The organism is Carboxylicivirga sp. M1479, assembly GCF_007097485.1.
In the GTDB taxonomy this organism is placed as follows: domain Bacteria; phylum Bacteroidota; class Bacteroidia; order Bacteroidales; family Marinilabiliaceae; genus Carboxylicivirga.
Genome location: NZ_VKDE01000018.1, coordinates 1 through 15,587, shown reverse-complemented (window position 1 = coordinate 15,587; position 15,587 = coordinate 1). Strand labels below are relative to the sequence as shown.

Annotated in this window: 7 protein-coding genes; 4 read left to right on the top strand and 3 right to left on the bottom strand. The window is 37.8% G+C overall.

Translation table 11 applies throughout. The annotated features are described in order from the left end of the window. The first annotated feature begins 16 nt into the window (after positions 1–16). Positions 17–1,222: a Pycsar system effector family protein gene (locus FNN09_RS12010; RefSeq protein WP_221932488.1), complete on the top strand. Its 1,206-nt coding sequence runs from the start codon at positions 17–19 to the stop codon at positions 1,220–1,222. A 152-nt stretch (positions 1,223–1,374) separates the two neighbouring features. Here FNN09_RS12010 and FNN09_RS12005 read toward each other — a convergent pair whose 3' ends face one another. The 3 genes from FNN09_RS12005 to FNN09_RS11995 form a co-directional block, all read right to left on the bottom strand. Continuing rightward, positions 1,375–1,707, bottom strand: a complete 333-nt coding sequence (locus tag FNN09_RS12005) for a hypothetical protein (RefSeq protein ID WP_143302606.1) — start codon at positions 1,705–1,707, stop codon at positions 1,375–1,377. Positions 1,708–3,055: 1,348 nt separating this feature from the next. After that, positions 3,056–4,462 carry an amidophosphoribosyltransferase gene (locus FNN09_RS12000; protein WP_143302605.1) on the bottom strand — a complete coding sequence of 469 codons (1,407 nt, stop codon included), beginning with the start codon at positions 4,460–4,462 and terminating at the stop codon, positions 3,056–3,058. Positions 4,463–5,132: 670 nt separating this feature from the next. After that, complete coding sequence (locus FNN09_RS11995; protein WP_143302604.1) at positions 5,133–9,092, bottom strand: hybrid sensor histidine kinase/response regulator transcription factor; 3,960 nt, start codon at positions 9,090–9,092, stop codon at positions 5,133–5,135. A 285-nt stretch (positions 9,093–9,377) separates the two neighbouring features. On the opposite strand from FNN09_RS11995, the gene FNN09_RS11990 reads away from it, so the two are divergent. From FNN09_RS11990 to FNN09_RS11980, 3 genes are all read left to right on the top strand, one after another. After that, positions 9,378–12,518, top strand: a complete 3,141-nt coding sequence (locus FNN09_RS11990) for a TonB-dependent receptor (RefSeq protein ID WP_143302603.1) — start codon at positions 9,378–9,380, stop codon at positions 12,516–12,518. 74 nt (positions 12,519–12,592) lie between these two features. Next, on the top strand, positions 12,593–14,122 hold the full coding sequence (locus FNN09_RS11985; RefSeq protein ID WP_143302602.1) for a RagB/SusD family nutrient uptake outer membrane protein: 1,530 nt from the start codon (positions 12,593–12,595) through the stop codon (positions 14,120–14,122). An 80-nt stretch (positions 14,123–14,202) separates the two neighbouring features. Further along, entirely contained in the window at positions 14,203–15,327 is a 1,125-nt protein-coding gene (locus FNN09_RS11980; RefSeq protein WP_143302601.1) for a hypothetical protein, read from the top strand. Positions 15,328–15,587 lie beyond the last annotated feature (260 nt).

The window sequence follows — 15,587 nt, the reverse complement described above, 5'->3', positions numbered from 1 at the left end:
ATAACAGTAGATCATGATGATGGATATAGTAAACACCTGTTTAAACATTGTAAAGGACAAAATTGATAAGAATAAGCAAAGTGATTTGTTTTACCATAACTGGGAACATATTAATAATGTGCTGATCAATGCAAGCGAAATTGCCAATGCAACGCCCGAAGTAGGTGATGACGAACTGGAACAAATACAGCTGGCAGCCATCTTCCACGATTCATGTTTTCATTGCAACAGAAAAGAACACGAAACAGAAAGCGCCTGTTATGCCGAAGAATTACTAAAGTCTGAGGGTTATGAAAAAGCAAAATTAGAAACCGTTAAACGTTTAATATTAGCCACTCAACACAATCATCAGCCTAGTGATTTGCTTGAGCAGATAATTATTGATGCCGATCTTTCGCATTTACAGAGTAATAAATACCTCAAGCAAGCTTTTACTAATTTGTATTATGAGCAAAAAGCAATGCGCGAGCTAAGTCCTCAGCAATGGGTTCAAGAGTGTATCGAGTTCTTAAATCAACATCAATATTACACCGAATATGCCCTCAAGAACTTTACTAAGGGAAAGCTAAAGAATATTAAAAGACTGGAAGAACTAGCTAAGCGCGACATCGTAAAACTGGAGGATGCTATTGACAGCTTGAAAAAAGACAAGAAAGACAAAGAGAAAAATCAGAAAAGCAAAAGCACAACTGAAAAACCAGATAAAGGCATAGAAACCTTATTTAGGGTAACTCTGCCCAACCACATCAGCCTAAGTCAAATTGCCGATAATAAAGCCAATACTATTATTAGCGTTAATGCTATTATTATATCAATTGTGCTCTCTACCCTATTCCCAAATTTTGCTGCCTATCAAGGCCTATTTATCCCAGCATCCGTTCTACTATTCTTGTGCGTTATTACTATTATTTTGGCCATGGTGTCAACCATACCACGCACTACCCATGGAATAATGACACGGGAAGATGTTAAAAACAAAAAGGGTAATCTTGCTTTTTTTGGCAATTTCCATCGTATGAGTCAAGATGACTTTGAATGGGGTATGGAAGAAGTGCTGAAGGACAAAAGCTACCTATACAAAAGCCTTACTCGCGATTTGTTTTTTCTGGGGAAAGTACTGAATAAAAAATACATCTACCTCAGAATAGCCTATATCGCTTTTGTATTGAATTTAATTGTGTCAATAACTTTGTTTGTAATTTTTCTAAAGGCGGGCATGTAGGCTTAGGATGCATGCTTGCAGTTGCCTAATACAAGTTAGAATGAGGCTTGGCGTATGCCAATACAACTAGCTATTGTTTGGAAGAAATCGCCTCATCTACTAGCCTATGAAGCAAAAAAAAGGTACTGATAATTCATCAGTACCTGTGCTATTTACTTCTTCTTTAAGTCATCTGCAACACGCTGAGCATCGACACAAAACTTGTCGTCGCCCTTCAATTTCCATTCGCCTGTTTTTTCAACAAAATGCTTAACTGTTTTTTCCACAACTTTTTCATAACCACCATGCACCGCTAGCAACTTCTGCACCTCTTTCACATAGTCTTTCATGCGAGCATCGTTTTCAAGCACGATGTCCCACAAACGTTTCATGCGTTTTGACTGCTCTTTACACGCCGAATCGGTCGATTTAAAAGCCATCAAATAAAGAGAAAGTGCTTTCGCCTCTGCCGATGGTTTTTCTGTTCTTCTATTTATACTTTTCATGTGTTTATAATTTGCTTTCAATTGCCATATGGAACTCGCCAAAATTAATCTTACTCCTGTGTGTGAAGCAACTCGTATGACTCGTTTCATAAGGCATTTATATAGCAGCAAAAGTAGTTCAATTATTTTAAGCCAAAGCTTATAATTGTTATTCCTTTCAATTCTGCATCAATATAAAATTTGGAAGATGCTTGCGTCTGTTACTTGCATGCTTTATTTCAGTGATATTCCGAATTATATCTCCTATTTAGAAACTAACATTAGCTTGTCCTCCCAAACACCAGTTATAGATACTCCACTTCCTATACATATATAATGCTACCATAAAGCAGGCATAAAACATTTTTAATACGAAACATCTCTATAATTAATTTATATCACCTTCGAGTAATTTCGAATTTATATCGAAGATGATACGAAATTAATTTGTAGTTATTTCAAATTTTATAAGCTTAATGACAGTAGTATCTACATCATTGCACTATACACACATTACTTATAGTAAGCCAATTCCCTACTTATGAACTACTGAATACTTACACCGAATATATGATGGACCTACTGTTATACCATTTTGATTATGGAATTAGCGCTTGGTATAATGCCGATATATTAATGACAGCGTTAAATGCAAAGCAAATGTAACACTAAGGTCATTAACTAATCGGTATAACATTGCCGACAAGCTTGCATAATTACTGGAGCAGGAGCCTTGATTTCATTAGCCCCGGGGCCTACCAGAGCAGTCCATAGGGTCTTTACCTTATCTTTTGTAGCAATAAACAGCGTCAATCGATTAAATATGTATCTCAAAAAGCCAAATAAGTTTCTCAAATGGCAGAAAAACCCGCCAATTGGGCGAGAAAATGAAATCAACAGATTGGATAATGCAGTCAATCAGCTTATGAAAGCGGCCAATCGGGTAAAAATCGGATTCAAGAGGGTGGGTAAGGCATTCCCTAGAGGCCAACGACGGGATAATTGGGTAAGTAATGTGAGTTCGATGTAAGAATTACAATTATTATCAAACAAAATCTTGTATTTATCTCCTTTTCAAACCAGAAATTTTCAGATTCCGCACCAAAAGGCCTCAAAGGGCAATGCGCAGTAGCACAGCCCAAAGGCCTGTTGGAAAATCCAAACATCATAATGAGGGCTGTAGGCCCGACACATAAAAATAATATCAAGCATATTTATCATGTGTCGACCTTTCAGCTCATTAAAGAACTTTATATTTTAAAATAGACCTGCGACCTATCCTAATACGTGACGACCTTTCGGGTGTGATTTATTGGAGTTATACGAAGAGTTAGTCTGTTCCTTTCATTGAACTCACATTATTTTAGCTTTAAAAATAGCTTGAGCCATCCCAGCAATGGGTGCACAACTTCTCTTTAGATAAGCCAATAGCTTCTATCAAGTCATCGAGTCTTTGGAACTTAAGTGATGTTAAATCCAACGTTTCTCGAATTTCTTCCACCATGGCTTTGTATTTGTCAGAATCGCAATCAGAGTATTCCTTCATATCCACATCTTCTTTGCCTTCCAATTTGCTGGCTGCTTTAATGGTAGCTAGATCCATGTTGGAGCGTGAGCGGCTAAAGTTTAAGAATTCACAAGGATAAGTTAATGGAGGACAGGCGATGCGCACATGCACTTCCTTAATACCTGCTTTATGCAAGTCCTGTACATTGTCTTTTAGCTGTGTTCCGCGTACAATCGAATCATCAAGGAAAATACCACGCCCACCTTCAATCAATGCTTTGTTAGGCAATAGCTTCATCTTTGCTACTAAATCTCGGGTCTTCTGACTTTGTGGCATAAAACTACGAGGCCATGTTGGTGTGTATTTCGAGTAAGGACGCTTTAATGGAATACCGGTGGCATGGCTATATCCCATAGCATGACCTACACCGGAGTCTGGTATGCCGGCACAAAAATCAGCATCAGTACCGTTTCTATTTGCCAGTGCAGCTCCACAACGGTAACGGCTCTCGTCAACATTAATACCTTCGTAAAACGATGGTGGATAACCATAGTAAACCCATAAAAATGAGCAAACCTGCATCTTTTCATTAGGTTGGCGTAGCTGTTGGTAGCCATCGGCAGTGATCTTCACAATTTCACCTGGTCCCAGGTATTTATCAATCTCATAATCGAGATTGGAGAAGGCACAGGTTTCAAATGAAGCGGCATAAGCTCCATCTTTTTTACCTAAAATGATAGGAGTACGGCCGAGTTTATCTCTGGCAACCAGTAGACTATCCTCGGTCATAACGAGCATTGAGCATGACCCTTTGATGCTGTTGTATACATTCTCGATTCCCTCTTTAAAGGTCTTGCCTTCGGCAATTAGCATGGCCACTAACTCGGTTGCATTAATGCTACTTTGGCTCGTTTCAGAGAAGGTACGGTGTTGTTTAATAAAACGCTCTTCCAACTCGTCAATATTGACAATTTTAGAAACTGTAGCCACAGCAAACCGACCAAGGTGCGAAGTAACAATAATAGGTTGTGCCTCTGTATCGGAGATAACACCAATGCCGCTTGTACCATCAAAGTCTTCAATGTCCTTTTCAAATTTATTTCTGAAATAACCATCTTCAAGGCTATGAATAGCGCGTTGAAAGCCTTTTTCACGGTTGAAAAATGCCACCCCGGCTCGTTTGGTTCCTAAATGAGAATGATAATCGGTCCCATAAAAAACATCTGTTACGCAGTCACTTTTAGAGATGCTGCCAAAGAATCCACTCATGTGTATTAATATTTTGTGATTGAGGTATTAAGTTGTCTAAAATAGATATTTCTGCAAAGTTAATTTTATGCAAACGGCTATAAACAGTTATTTGTTTTTGTTCTAAATGAAGAGTATAGAAATCTTATGATTAAGATAGGAGGTTTAGTTATTACTATTGCATCAAAGAAGTCTTGACCAGTTGGTCTGTTTTATTCGGTTTAAAAAAAAGTTATAAGCATAAAAAAGTTTTGAACAATTTCAGGAAGATATACTGAAAAGCAATTCTCGTTATTGTGATAGTAGTTGCAAACTACCTGTTATAAACAATGAAGTTACAGACTTCGCCGAGCGGGTATAATTGCGTTTATGAATCTCATAGTTTTATTTGTTTTTACGGTCTTTATCAACTGTTCCCATTTAGTCAGCAAAACACAATAACACACACTAAACACTTGGATTTCTACCCTTCAAACTCACTTGCCGATACAGAATTTTCTAAATGCAAGATGTCAGGATGTTATGAAAAATACGTTGTAAATGTAGTGTAAATAAATTCAGGTATTTTGAGAATTTCTGAACAGCTTTACATCGGTATTAATTTCGCCTCTAATAGCAAAGATAAGTAAATCAAGTCCACTCACCTCAGAGTTGACCAATGACAAATGTTTAGGTTTACTTGCATTTAGCCCTATTTATCACGTTTAATAAACTGGCTTGGACTCATGCCAAATTGTTTTTTAAAATTGGTACTGAAATGTTTGGGATTGGCAAAGCCGGTGAGAAAAGCAGTTTCACTGATTGATAATTGTTGACTTTTAAGTATATCCGCGGCTTTTTTAAGTTTGAGTAGATTTATAAATTCCTGGGGAGACTGATCAGTCAGTGCTTTAATTTTACGATATAATACAGGGCGACTGACGCATAATTCCTTACTCAGCTCCACAACTGATAATTTTTCATTAATCATATTGTCATTCACAAATTGAATAGCTTTTTTAATGAAATCATTGTCCAATTTATTTTCATACGTTACTTCACTCTCCTTAAATTCAACAAAGCTGGTAAACTTATTTTTAAGTCGGTCACGTCCGGTTATCAGGTTTTCAACCCTAACTTTTAACAGGGAAATGTCAAATGGCTTTTCAATATAGTCGTCTGCACCAATTTTGTAACCGGCTTTTTTAAATGTTGTATCCGTTAAGGCAGTTAGTAAAATTACCGGGATGTGGCATGTTTCAAGATCGCTTTTTATTTTTTGAGTCAGGGTGGTTCCGTCCATAACAGGCATCATGACATCAGAAATAATAAGTGCAGGATGCTGTTTTTTAATAATCTCTAAAGCCTCTTTCCCATTTGATGCATCATAGGTAATGTATTCGTTATTAAAGGCTTCAATTAAATAGCTTCTTAATTCTTTATTATCTTCAACGATCAGTATTTTAATTTGCTTCCCTGATTTCCCAGCTTGACTTGGAGCGTTTTCTTCATGTAATGTAGTAACAGGGAGAATAGATGTGTTAGAACTTTCAATTTGAGATGTTTCTGTGGCCTGTTTTTCTAATGCATAGGGTATTTGGATGGTAAAACTTGTACCAATGTTCTCTACGCTCTTAAATGTAATTTTTCCCTTGTGAAGCTCCACTATTTTTTTTACCAATAATAATCCTACTCCGCTTCCATTCTCAGTAGAATTGATGGCATTGCTGCCTCTGTAATACTCATTGAAAATGTACCTTTGTTGGACTTTGGGGATACCAATACCCGTGTCGGTTATTGTGATGTGCCAGTGTTTCTTGTCGAGAAAGCACCGCACTGTTAAACTGCCTTTTTCAGGTGTGTATTTAATAGCATTTGATAATAGGTTCAATAAGGCTTTGTCTAACTTGTTACGATCATAGTACACCAGAATCTCATTATCAAAATTTTCCAGTTTTAGTGTTAACTCTTTATTGTTAATGGCAGGGCGAAAATTTTCAATTGTTTCGTTAAGGTGATCTATTAGGTTATGTTTTTCAATATGGGGTTGAAGCTTGTTAATGTCAGCTTTCTGGAAATCCAACAATTGGTTAAAACGTGCAGTCAGCTTTTGTAAGTTACTTCTTGATAATTCAAGCATTTCTCTATCCCGTTTCTCAAGATTATTGTTTTCAGAAATGATTGAAAGAGGAGAAGTGATTAGAGTTAGAGAAGTTCGTAAGTCGTGTGCAAACTGAACAAAAAAGTCGATTTTTTCCTTTGAGTGTTTCTGCATATATCGAACCTTATTTAAACGAAGAATGCCATACATCAGAAGTATCACCATGATCGAATAGAGAAGATATGCCCATGGAGTTAGCCATATTGGCGGTTCAATAATGATGTGCAGGTTTCTTTCAGTGCCATTCCATGTATTGGGAATATTCGTCGACTTTATCTTTAAAACATATTCACCCGGTGGAATATTGGTGTAGTTTGCCGTAGTTATTTGTGTAGATTCGCCCCATTCTTCTTGAAAACCATCTAGTTTCCACGTATAGCGATTTTTATGAGGGTTGGTGTAGTTTAAGCCATAGAAAGAAACAGCGAACGAGTTTTGATTGGCTTTCAGTGTAACCGTATCGGTCATGTTAATGTGTTTTGTCAAAACACTACCACTTACTGCCGGCCTTATAAGTTTATTCAATATTCTAAAATTGCTGAAATGTAGATTTGGAGGAATAATGCTTTTTCTAAACTCATCTTTGGAAAAGTAGGTTGCTCCGTTAATGCCTCCAAAATACATAGTATCGTTTTTGCTATACAGAGAGGCCCCAGGCAATGCCTCTGTTAGTTTAACTTCATCAGGGGCTATAAAATTGGTTATCTCATCATTAATGATATTCAATTGCGATATCCCATTTGTTGTTCCAATCCAGAAAACACCATCTTTATCTTTTAAAATTGAGCGGATGTCATTGGAAATAAACCCCATATGAGAACCAAAATGCTCAATTGCCTTGGTCTCCACGTTGAAAATTTTTAAGCCATCTGATGTACCTATAAAGACTTCCTGTTCGTTAATTTTATGAAAACAATTAATGATTGTGTATACGTTTCGCACATCATCTTCCTTGTCAATGGTGTATGACTTATATTGCCCGCTGCCGATGTTAAAAGTGCCAAAAGTGTTATTTGAGCCCAATATCAGGAGCCCTTCATTCATTTCATAAATACTTTTAACGTCTTTAACCGGGTATTTTTTTATTGTTTTACGTTTTCTGTCATATTTGCAGAGCGGCTCATTTGCGACAGCTAACCATATGTCATCATGTGAGTCCCTATGAATTGAAAAAATATGTGGTGAACCAATTGTTCTTAACAACGCTTTTCTGTTGTATAAAGCAGAAACTTCTAACGTTTTGGTATTAATCACGTTGATGCCTCCACCATAACTACTGACCCAAACTTCATTTGGTGCTATCTGGCACATAGACAGAATGGTGTTACTGCCAAGATTCTTGTTTTTAAGGGACTTATTGTAAATATGATTCCATTTTTTTGTTGATTTATTATAAATGCTTATCCCCTTGCGCGTTCCAAACCAAAGTCGTTGTTGTTCATCCTCAATAATTTCTCTCACATAGTTATTCCCAAGTGATTTTTTTTCGTTGTATTGATGCGATAGATGACCAATGGTTATTCGGTTAGGATCAATAATTGAAATGCCTCCTCCATAGCTTGTTAACCAAAGGCGATAGTTAGAGTCAATTAGCATATTATAGATCGCGTTGCTACCAATGGTACTCGGATCATCTTCGTCATGCCTCAAATGTTGTTGCAACATCAATTGGTCATTGAGTTCATAAACTCCCGTTCCGTCGGTTGCAATTAAAACGTTATTGTTAGAATGGTTGATGATTTGTTTTATGGTAGTTCCTTTCGGGATTAATTGTTGAGTTGCTTTGGGCAGCTCTATCATCGAACCTTTGGTGATATCATAAACGGCAAGTCCGTTCTCTACCGAGCACAACCAAAGTCTGTTTTGCTTGTCTTTCCGAACAAGCGTGAAATGTTCGTTGCGGAAATCATTAGTTGTATCGGTCAATAAGTTCAGGAAACTAACCATTAATGTTTCAGTGTTAACTTTATAGCAGCCTCTTGAAGTTCCTACTACAGCGGTTTTGTTATTAATAAAGTCAATTGAATTTATTTCTCTGCTGATTTCAGATACCTTGATGATCGTATCATTATTCTTTATAAATAAACCTCTTCGTGCACCAAGCCATAGACGACCATTATTATCTGTCCGGATGGTGCGAATATTCAATTTTTGTAATTCCTGTGATTCGCACTTAACTCTTATTATTTTATCGGATTCAAAGTCAAATTCATATAATCCAGCTTGAGTACCAATCCACAAAACATGCTTGTTTTTATTGTAATGCATGCATCTACCGAATACTGTTTGGCTATAACGATCATCGTAGAACTTGTAATGCTCAAAATCACTGCCATTGTATCTGTCAATCCCATTATTTGTGCTTAAATAGATGATGCCGTTCTTATCTTCAATAATAGAATAAATGCGGCTGCCTGAAATGCCATCCTGTAATGACAGGTTTTTAGTATTACCTGTTACTTTTGAAAATAAAAAGAACAGTACAATTATGTACAGCAATAACTTTTTCATGACTGTCTGGTATATGCGTCAAAGATAAATAATAAAATCAAACGGTCGCCGTGTGTAATTTTCAGCTTTAAAGATGGAAATGATGAATTAGTTATGCTGAGGTCTCTTAATGTTCAGAAATGCAATTGTTTGTGATGGCGACTCTTATCGTAGGACTCAGGTTACCCGTTCAATTATGTCGTATTATGAACCGTTTAAAAACCATTACGAACGCATTTAAAACTACCAGTGGGATGATTGACTTTAATTTTGGACCATATTTTAATTATAAATGAAATTCGTTCTATGAAAAAAACTATCATTTTATTAACGGTGCTATTGGGATGCTTCCAAGCATTTGCGCAAAAGCAAATTAATGGAATTGTAACTGATACTAGCGGGGAAACAATTCCAGGAGTTAATATTACAGTGAAAGGCACCACTCAAGGTGTGATTACAGATATGAGTGGTGCCTATACTATTGAGGTTGAAGAAGGAACTACCCTTGTTTTTTCCTTTATAGGTTTTGAGACCGTTGAAAAAACAGTCGGCGTACAATCAACCATTAACGTGGTGCTGAAGTCTGAAATGTTAGACCTGGAAGAAGTCGTTGTTGTTGGTTATGGCGAAATGCGAAAGAGTGACTTGACCGGAAGTGTATCCTCGGTTAAACTGTTTGAGAATAATGCGGCAGGAGCCTCCGTTGATAAATTACTACAAGGACGTACCAGTGGCGTACATGTATCCACCGCTTCGTCAGAACCAGGTGCCAATGTAAATGTTCGCATTCGCGGAGTCAGTTCATTGAGTGTATCCAATCAGCCATTGTATGTGATTGATGGTATTCCTTTTGACATTGACGTGAATACACCAAGTTCAATGGGAGAAACTTCTTCAGTTGGCATTAGTCCTTTAATTAGTTTAAATCCTAACGATATTGCTAATATTGAAATATTAAAAGATGCATCGGCAACAGCCATCTACGGTTCAAGAGCCAGTAATGGGGTAATATTAATTACCACTAAAAGCGGAAAAAAAGGTAAAAGTGAAATTACCTACAGTTCATCCATTTCTTTATCACAAGCAGCAAAACATATTGACGTATTGTCTCCACAGGAGTATGCACAGTACTTAAACGACTGGGAGCTGGCCCGTGCTGAAGTTCAGGGGGATGAAGCCAATCCGCCTTACAATGGTGAAGAAGATGGTTTGCCATTGCCTGAGGATGTAGTGGGCTATAACTGGCAGGATGAACTTTTACGTACGGCTTTTTCACATGAGCATAATATTGGGATTAGCGGAGCCAATGAGTTAAGTAACTACTATGTGTCACTTGGTGTAGCTCAGAGTGAGGGAATCATGTTAAACTCATCTCTTGATCGCTACTCATTTAGCGGAAAATATGATTTGAAGTTAAATGAGCGTTTAAAAACCAGAAGTCAGATTGCTTATACACATGCCAGTGGACAAGGAACATCAACGAGTGGAGACTCTCAGAACACTTCATGGACAGCTACCAGCTGGATGTTGTCAAAGTCACCGGTGCCAAATGCTAATGATTATGATGGTGATGACTATATTGATCCGGAACTTATTGAGTCACCCAACCCTTTATCGTTTGTGAATGAATATGTATCACACCCAACTACAAACACCTTAAGGGGAAACATGTCGATTGATTATGAAATATTCAAATGGTTGACATTCCAAAGTAAGTTCGGACTTAATTATGCCTTCAATAAAAAGGCACAATATTGGCCATCAACACTACCAATGGTGGAAGGCCAAGGCAGGGCAGGTTATTCAACCAGCGAGCAGCTAACATATACTTGGAATAATTTGATGCACTTTAAATTTAATATCAATAAAGACCATGTATTTTCAGGAGTGGCCGGTACAGAAACAAGCAAAGCCCAAAAGGAGTATTTTAAAGTAAGGGGTGATGGATTTTCGGATGATGATCTTACCTATTGGGGATTGGAAAATGCCAGTATTTTCACGCCAGCTGACTTTGACAAGGTACAATCGACCCTATTTTCTGTATTGGCAAGGATGAATTATAATTACAAAGATCGGTATTTACTTACTGTTACAGGTCGTTACGATGGTTCATCAAAATTTTCAGAAAGTAAAAAGTTCGGATTTTTTCCTTCAGCCTCCGTTGCATGGCGAATATCACAAGAGAACTTTTTAAAGGATAATTCTACCATTTCCAATTTAAAATTAAGATTGGGTTGGGGGCAAGTTGGTAACCAGGGTCTGCCACCATATTCTACCTTATCGCAGTATGGCGGTGCCATCTATCCTTATGGTGGTGTATCACATAGTGGATATTTACTTAGTGATTTTGAGAAAGATATCACCTGGGAAATTTCAGAGCAGCTCAATGCCGGTATTGATATTGGCCTATTTGAAAATCGCTTTATGGCATCTGTTGATGTTTATGAAAAATTATCAAAGGATTTATTAATAAAACGTAATATACCGTTGACTTCAGGTTTCACGACAGCCTGGACCAATATGGGCGAAATACAGAACAGGGGTGTTGATGTGGAGTTAAATGCCAGAGTAATGGACGGTGCATTTAAATGGGATCTTGGAGGTAACTTTTCCCTTTATCGTAACAAGATCTCTAATTTAGGTCTGCCGGAGTCCGATTATGGTTATTCGCAATACTGGGGCAAGACATTAGGAGGCTTAAACGAACCGGTAAATACCTTTATTGAAGGTGAAGCCATTGGTTTATTTTGGGGTTATAAAACGGATGGTTTATTCCAGACTCAGGAAGAAGTTGATGCACTTAATGCCCATGCTGTTGCTGAGGGAACAGGAAACTTTTACCAGTTTGAAGATGATCGCGTTTCAGCAGGAGATATTAAATATGTTGATTTGAATGGAGATGGTGTTGTGAATGAAAAAGATAAGACAATCATTGGTAACCCTAATCCTGATTTTACATACGGTATCAATAGTACTTTTACATACAAAGGTTTTACTTTAAATGCCTTCTTCCAGGGGGTACAAGGGGTAGATGTGTTCAACCATAACCTTCAGCGAATGACTAAAGTTGCAGCTCCAGGTACAAATGTGATTGTTGATGCATATAAAAAAGCCTGGACAGGCGAAGGAACATCTAACTACTACCCGCGTTTGCAACCGGAACAATCCTTGAATGAATTAAAAGCTTCTGACAGACTTATTGAGGATGGTAGCTATTTGCGTTTACAAAATGTTTCACTGGCTTACAATGTGCCGGTGCAAAAAATACAATGGTTAAAACAGTTAAATGTTTCTGTAACAGGAACGAACTTATTTACCTTAACTGATTACAGCTGGTATAATCCTGAAACAAACATTCATGGCGATGCAAATGATGCAATTGGAATTGATCGTAATTCATACCCAATGGCTCAATCAGTTATTTTTAGCTTACGACTAACGCTTTAATTGTAATTATTGAATTGAAACGAGGGGTTCCAACACCCAAACGTTAAATGTGGCAATGACAAAAAATTAAACAAATGAAAAAGATATTAGTATATATCATGTCAGTAATACTGTTGGTGAGTGCCGGTTGTACCGACTTTTTAACCGAAGAAGTATTTGACATGAAAACGAGCAATAACTTCTTTACCAAAGAAGCGGATCTGGACTTAGCAATAACGGGTGTTTATTCAACGGTAGCTGATGTGTATCGTCAAAAAACCATCGAAATGTTGTTGTACAATTCGGGAGCATTCAATAAACGAAAATCGACGCACGATTTTATTGGCGGTAATTATACCAGTTTACATAAAGATATTGCTGAAGTCTGGCAATACTTGTATAAGACGATTGACAGCACCAATGATCTGCTTAGCAATACTATGAAGATGGGAGATGCGGCATCTGAGGAAAAGAAGAATGCCATCATGGCTGAAGCCCGCTTCTTACGTGCATGGTCCTATTTTATGGTGGTACGTATGTTTACCAAAGGGCCTTTAAAGCTAGAGCCAACAACCTCTCTTGATAATGCTTATGTAGATGTAAGCTCGGGAGAAGCCTTGTATGACAAAGTGATAATGCCTGATTTACAATATGCCTTAGAGTTTTTGCCAGATGAGCCTATAAATATAGGCAGGGTCACAAAGGGTGCAGCAGCAGCAGTGTTGGCTAAAGTTTATATCACATTGGCCGGCAATGATGAAAACTCACCTTATTGGGTTCAGGCCCGTGATATGGCACAATGGGTAATGACCAATGGTGGTTATAGCTTAGCGCCTGATTTTGCTGATCTATGGTTAACTAAAAACACAGGGGAAGCAATTTTTGAAGTCCAATTTATGCGTGGATTGGAAACAGGTTCGGCTTATTCGAAACTTTTTAATCCAAGTGGAAGTGGCTGGTCAGCAAAAAATGGCGGTTGGGGACGCTGCACATGTACCCAAAAGAACTACGACGATTTTGCCAACCTTTACCCGGGTGATTACCGGATTGATGTCACCTTTACGGCTGAGTATTTGGATGTCAATAAAAATAAACTAACGCCTGTTTATCCTACAGATGGCTATAACAAGAACTCTGGCGCATGGCCTTATATTGCCAAATGGAAAGACCCTGAGGCACCCGATAATGCGGCTGGAGATAATAATTTTATTGTGATTCGATATGCGGATGTGTTATTAATGTTTGCCGAAGCTGAAAATGAAGTAAATGGTCCTACGGATGATGCTTATAATGCTATTGACGAGGTATTAAACAGGGCAAGAAATGCCAATGGAACAACTCGTTTGGAACCGGCCAACTGGGAACGTACGCTTGATAAAGCCGGTTTTAGGGAGAAGGTGTGGAATGAACGACGTTTTGAGTTGACTGCCGAACAGCACCTATTCTTTGACCTTGTTAGAAAAGGTTGGGACAAATTCAGAACCTTTAAGGAAGACGACAATACCTATGGACGTAAAATCGTTAAACATGGTGTATTTGAGCGCAATATGTATTATCCGATTCCCAGTTTAGAGATAGCCGCGAATGACTCCATCAACGTGAGTGATCAAAATCAGGGTTATTAATAGGAATTAAATAATGAGGATGCCGGAACTTGTTTTAGGGTATCCTCAAATATTTATACATAATAAATTAAATCGACAGCATGAATGTTGATAACTTAAAACATAGTGCCTCAATGCTTGTTTTTATCCTGTTAGTAAGCTTTGGGTGTCAGCAAGACATTGAAAAACAACCAATCACCCCTAAAGAATGGTTGCAGAAGATGGGTAATGGCAATTGGATGATATTTAATATTCCTCCAAAGCATACAGGCTTTGCTGATGTTTCTTTTGAGCCGCAATTACTTGATTCCTTAAAATCCAGAGGTATTACCGGTGGTCGCCTACACCTGCAGGCCAGGGAAATGATCGATCCGCATACCCATCTTTTGGATTCAAAAGCAGTGGATTTTGTATCAACAATCATCGATGAACTTACCAGTCGCGACATGGCGGTTTGTTTGCAATATGACTGCCTGCTAAAGGAAGAACGTTACTATATGGGGCAAGCAGCTAAAAATAAATACTTTAAAAGTTGGAGGCAGCTATGCACTGCCTTAAAAGATAAAGACTATTTATTGGCAATGTGCCCGACCATACATTTTCAGGGGTGGGATTATTTGTATGATCAATTTAAAGATACGCAGGATTCTTCGCATTTAATTAGCCTGAACGACAGTACAAACCGTTTTTATGACGATCTCACTAAAATCTTTCGGGAGAGCAACCCCAAACGCATCATATCCTATAGAATGTGGTTCAGGGCCGGTAATTTTGCCTTCGAAGATCTGGATTTACCTTATGACGGAAACAGCTCAAACCCTGATGAAGAGTATTATATGGTATCGGGTATGATGGGCTATGGTATTGGTCATTGGGAAGACTATGGTGTATGGAATGAATACAGCCTTAACGACTTGAAACATCAACTGCTGAATAATGACGAAGCACCCAAAGATGCCCTTATGCATGCAATTAACTGGAGTAATAAAACCGGTATCGAGTTTTGGGTCGATCGATGGGAACCCAACTACTGGAAATATGGAGAATGGACACAGGAACAGAATTTGGAATTTGTCAAGTGCTTGTTGGATACATTAAAAGATCATGGAATTGCCAGTTGTGGCATACAAACCCGCCGTATATGGGATAGCAAGAATATGCGCTTTAAAAACGATGAGTTTACACAACAATTGCTTAAGGTTTTCGACGAATTAAGATGGGAATAAGACAAGCAATTTGTATGTGCAGGACTCAATTAATATTAAATAACAGATGATGAAACGAGCCATGATAATTATTTCTCACACAGAAGTATGATTAATTTGGCGAGTTCCAAGTGGTAATAAAAAGCAAAATATAAACACATCGTTAGTTTGTGGAATACCTAAATATGAGAAAACCAATTAGGAGTCAAACGTGATTTTTAACTTAGGCAAAAAGCTCCATCTGCTGCATTAACTTTAATAAACAGATAGATAAAATCTAA

Coding starts and splice junctions, on each gene's coding strand:
- FNN09_RS12010 (WP_221932488.1), top strand. CDS start 17: ATGATGGATATAGTAAACACCTGTTTAAACATTGTAAAGGACAAAATT.
- FNN09_RS12005 (WP_143302606.1), bottom strand. CDS start 1,707: ATGAAAAGTATAAATAGAAGAACAGAAAAACCATCGGCAGAGGCGAAA.
- FNN09_RS12000 (WP_143302605.1), bottom strand. CDS start 4,462: ATGAGTGGATTCTTTGGCAGCATCTCTAAAAGTGACTGCGTAACAGAT.
- FNN09_RS11995 (WP_143302604.1), bottom strand. CDS start 9,092: ATGAAAAAGTTATTGCTGTACATAATTGTACTGTTCTTTTTATTTTCA.
- FNN09_RS11990 (WP_143302603.1), top strand. CDS start 9,378: ATGAAAAAAACTATCATTTTATTAACGGTGCTATTGGGATGCTTCCAA.
- FNN09_RS11985 (WP_143302602.1), top strand. CDS start 12,593: ATGAAAAAGATATTAGTATATATCATGTCAGTAATACTGTTGGTGAGT.
- FNN09_RS11980 (WP_143302601.1), top strand. CDS start 14,203: ATGAATGTTGATAACTTAAAACATAGTGCCTCAATGCTTGTTTTTATC.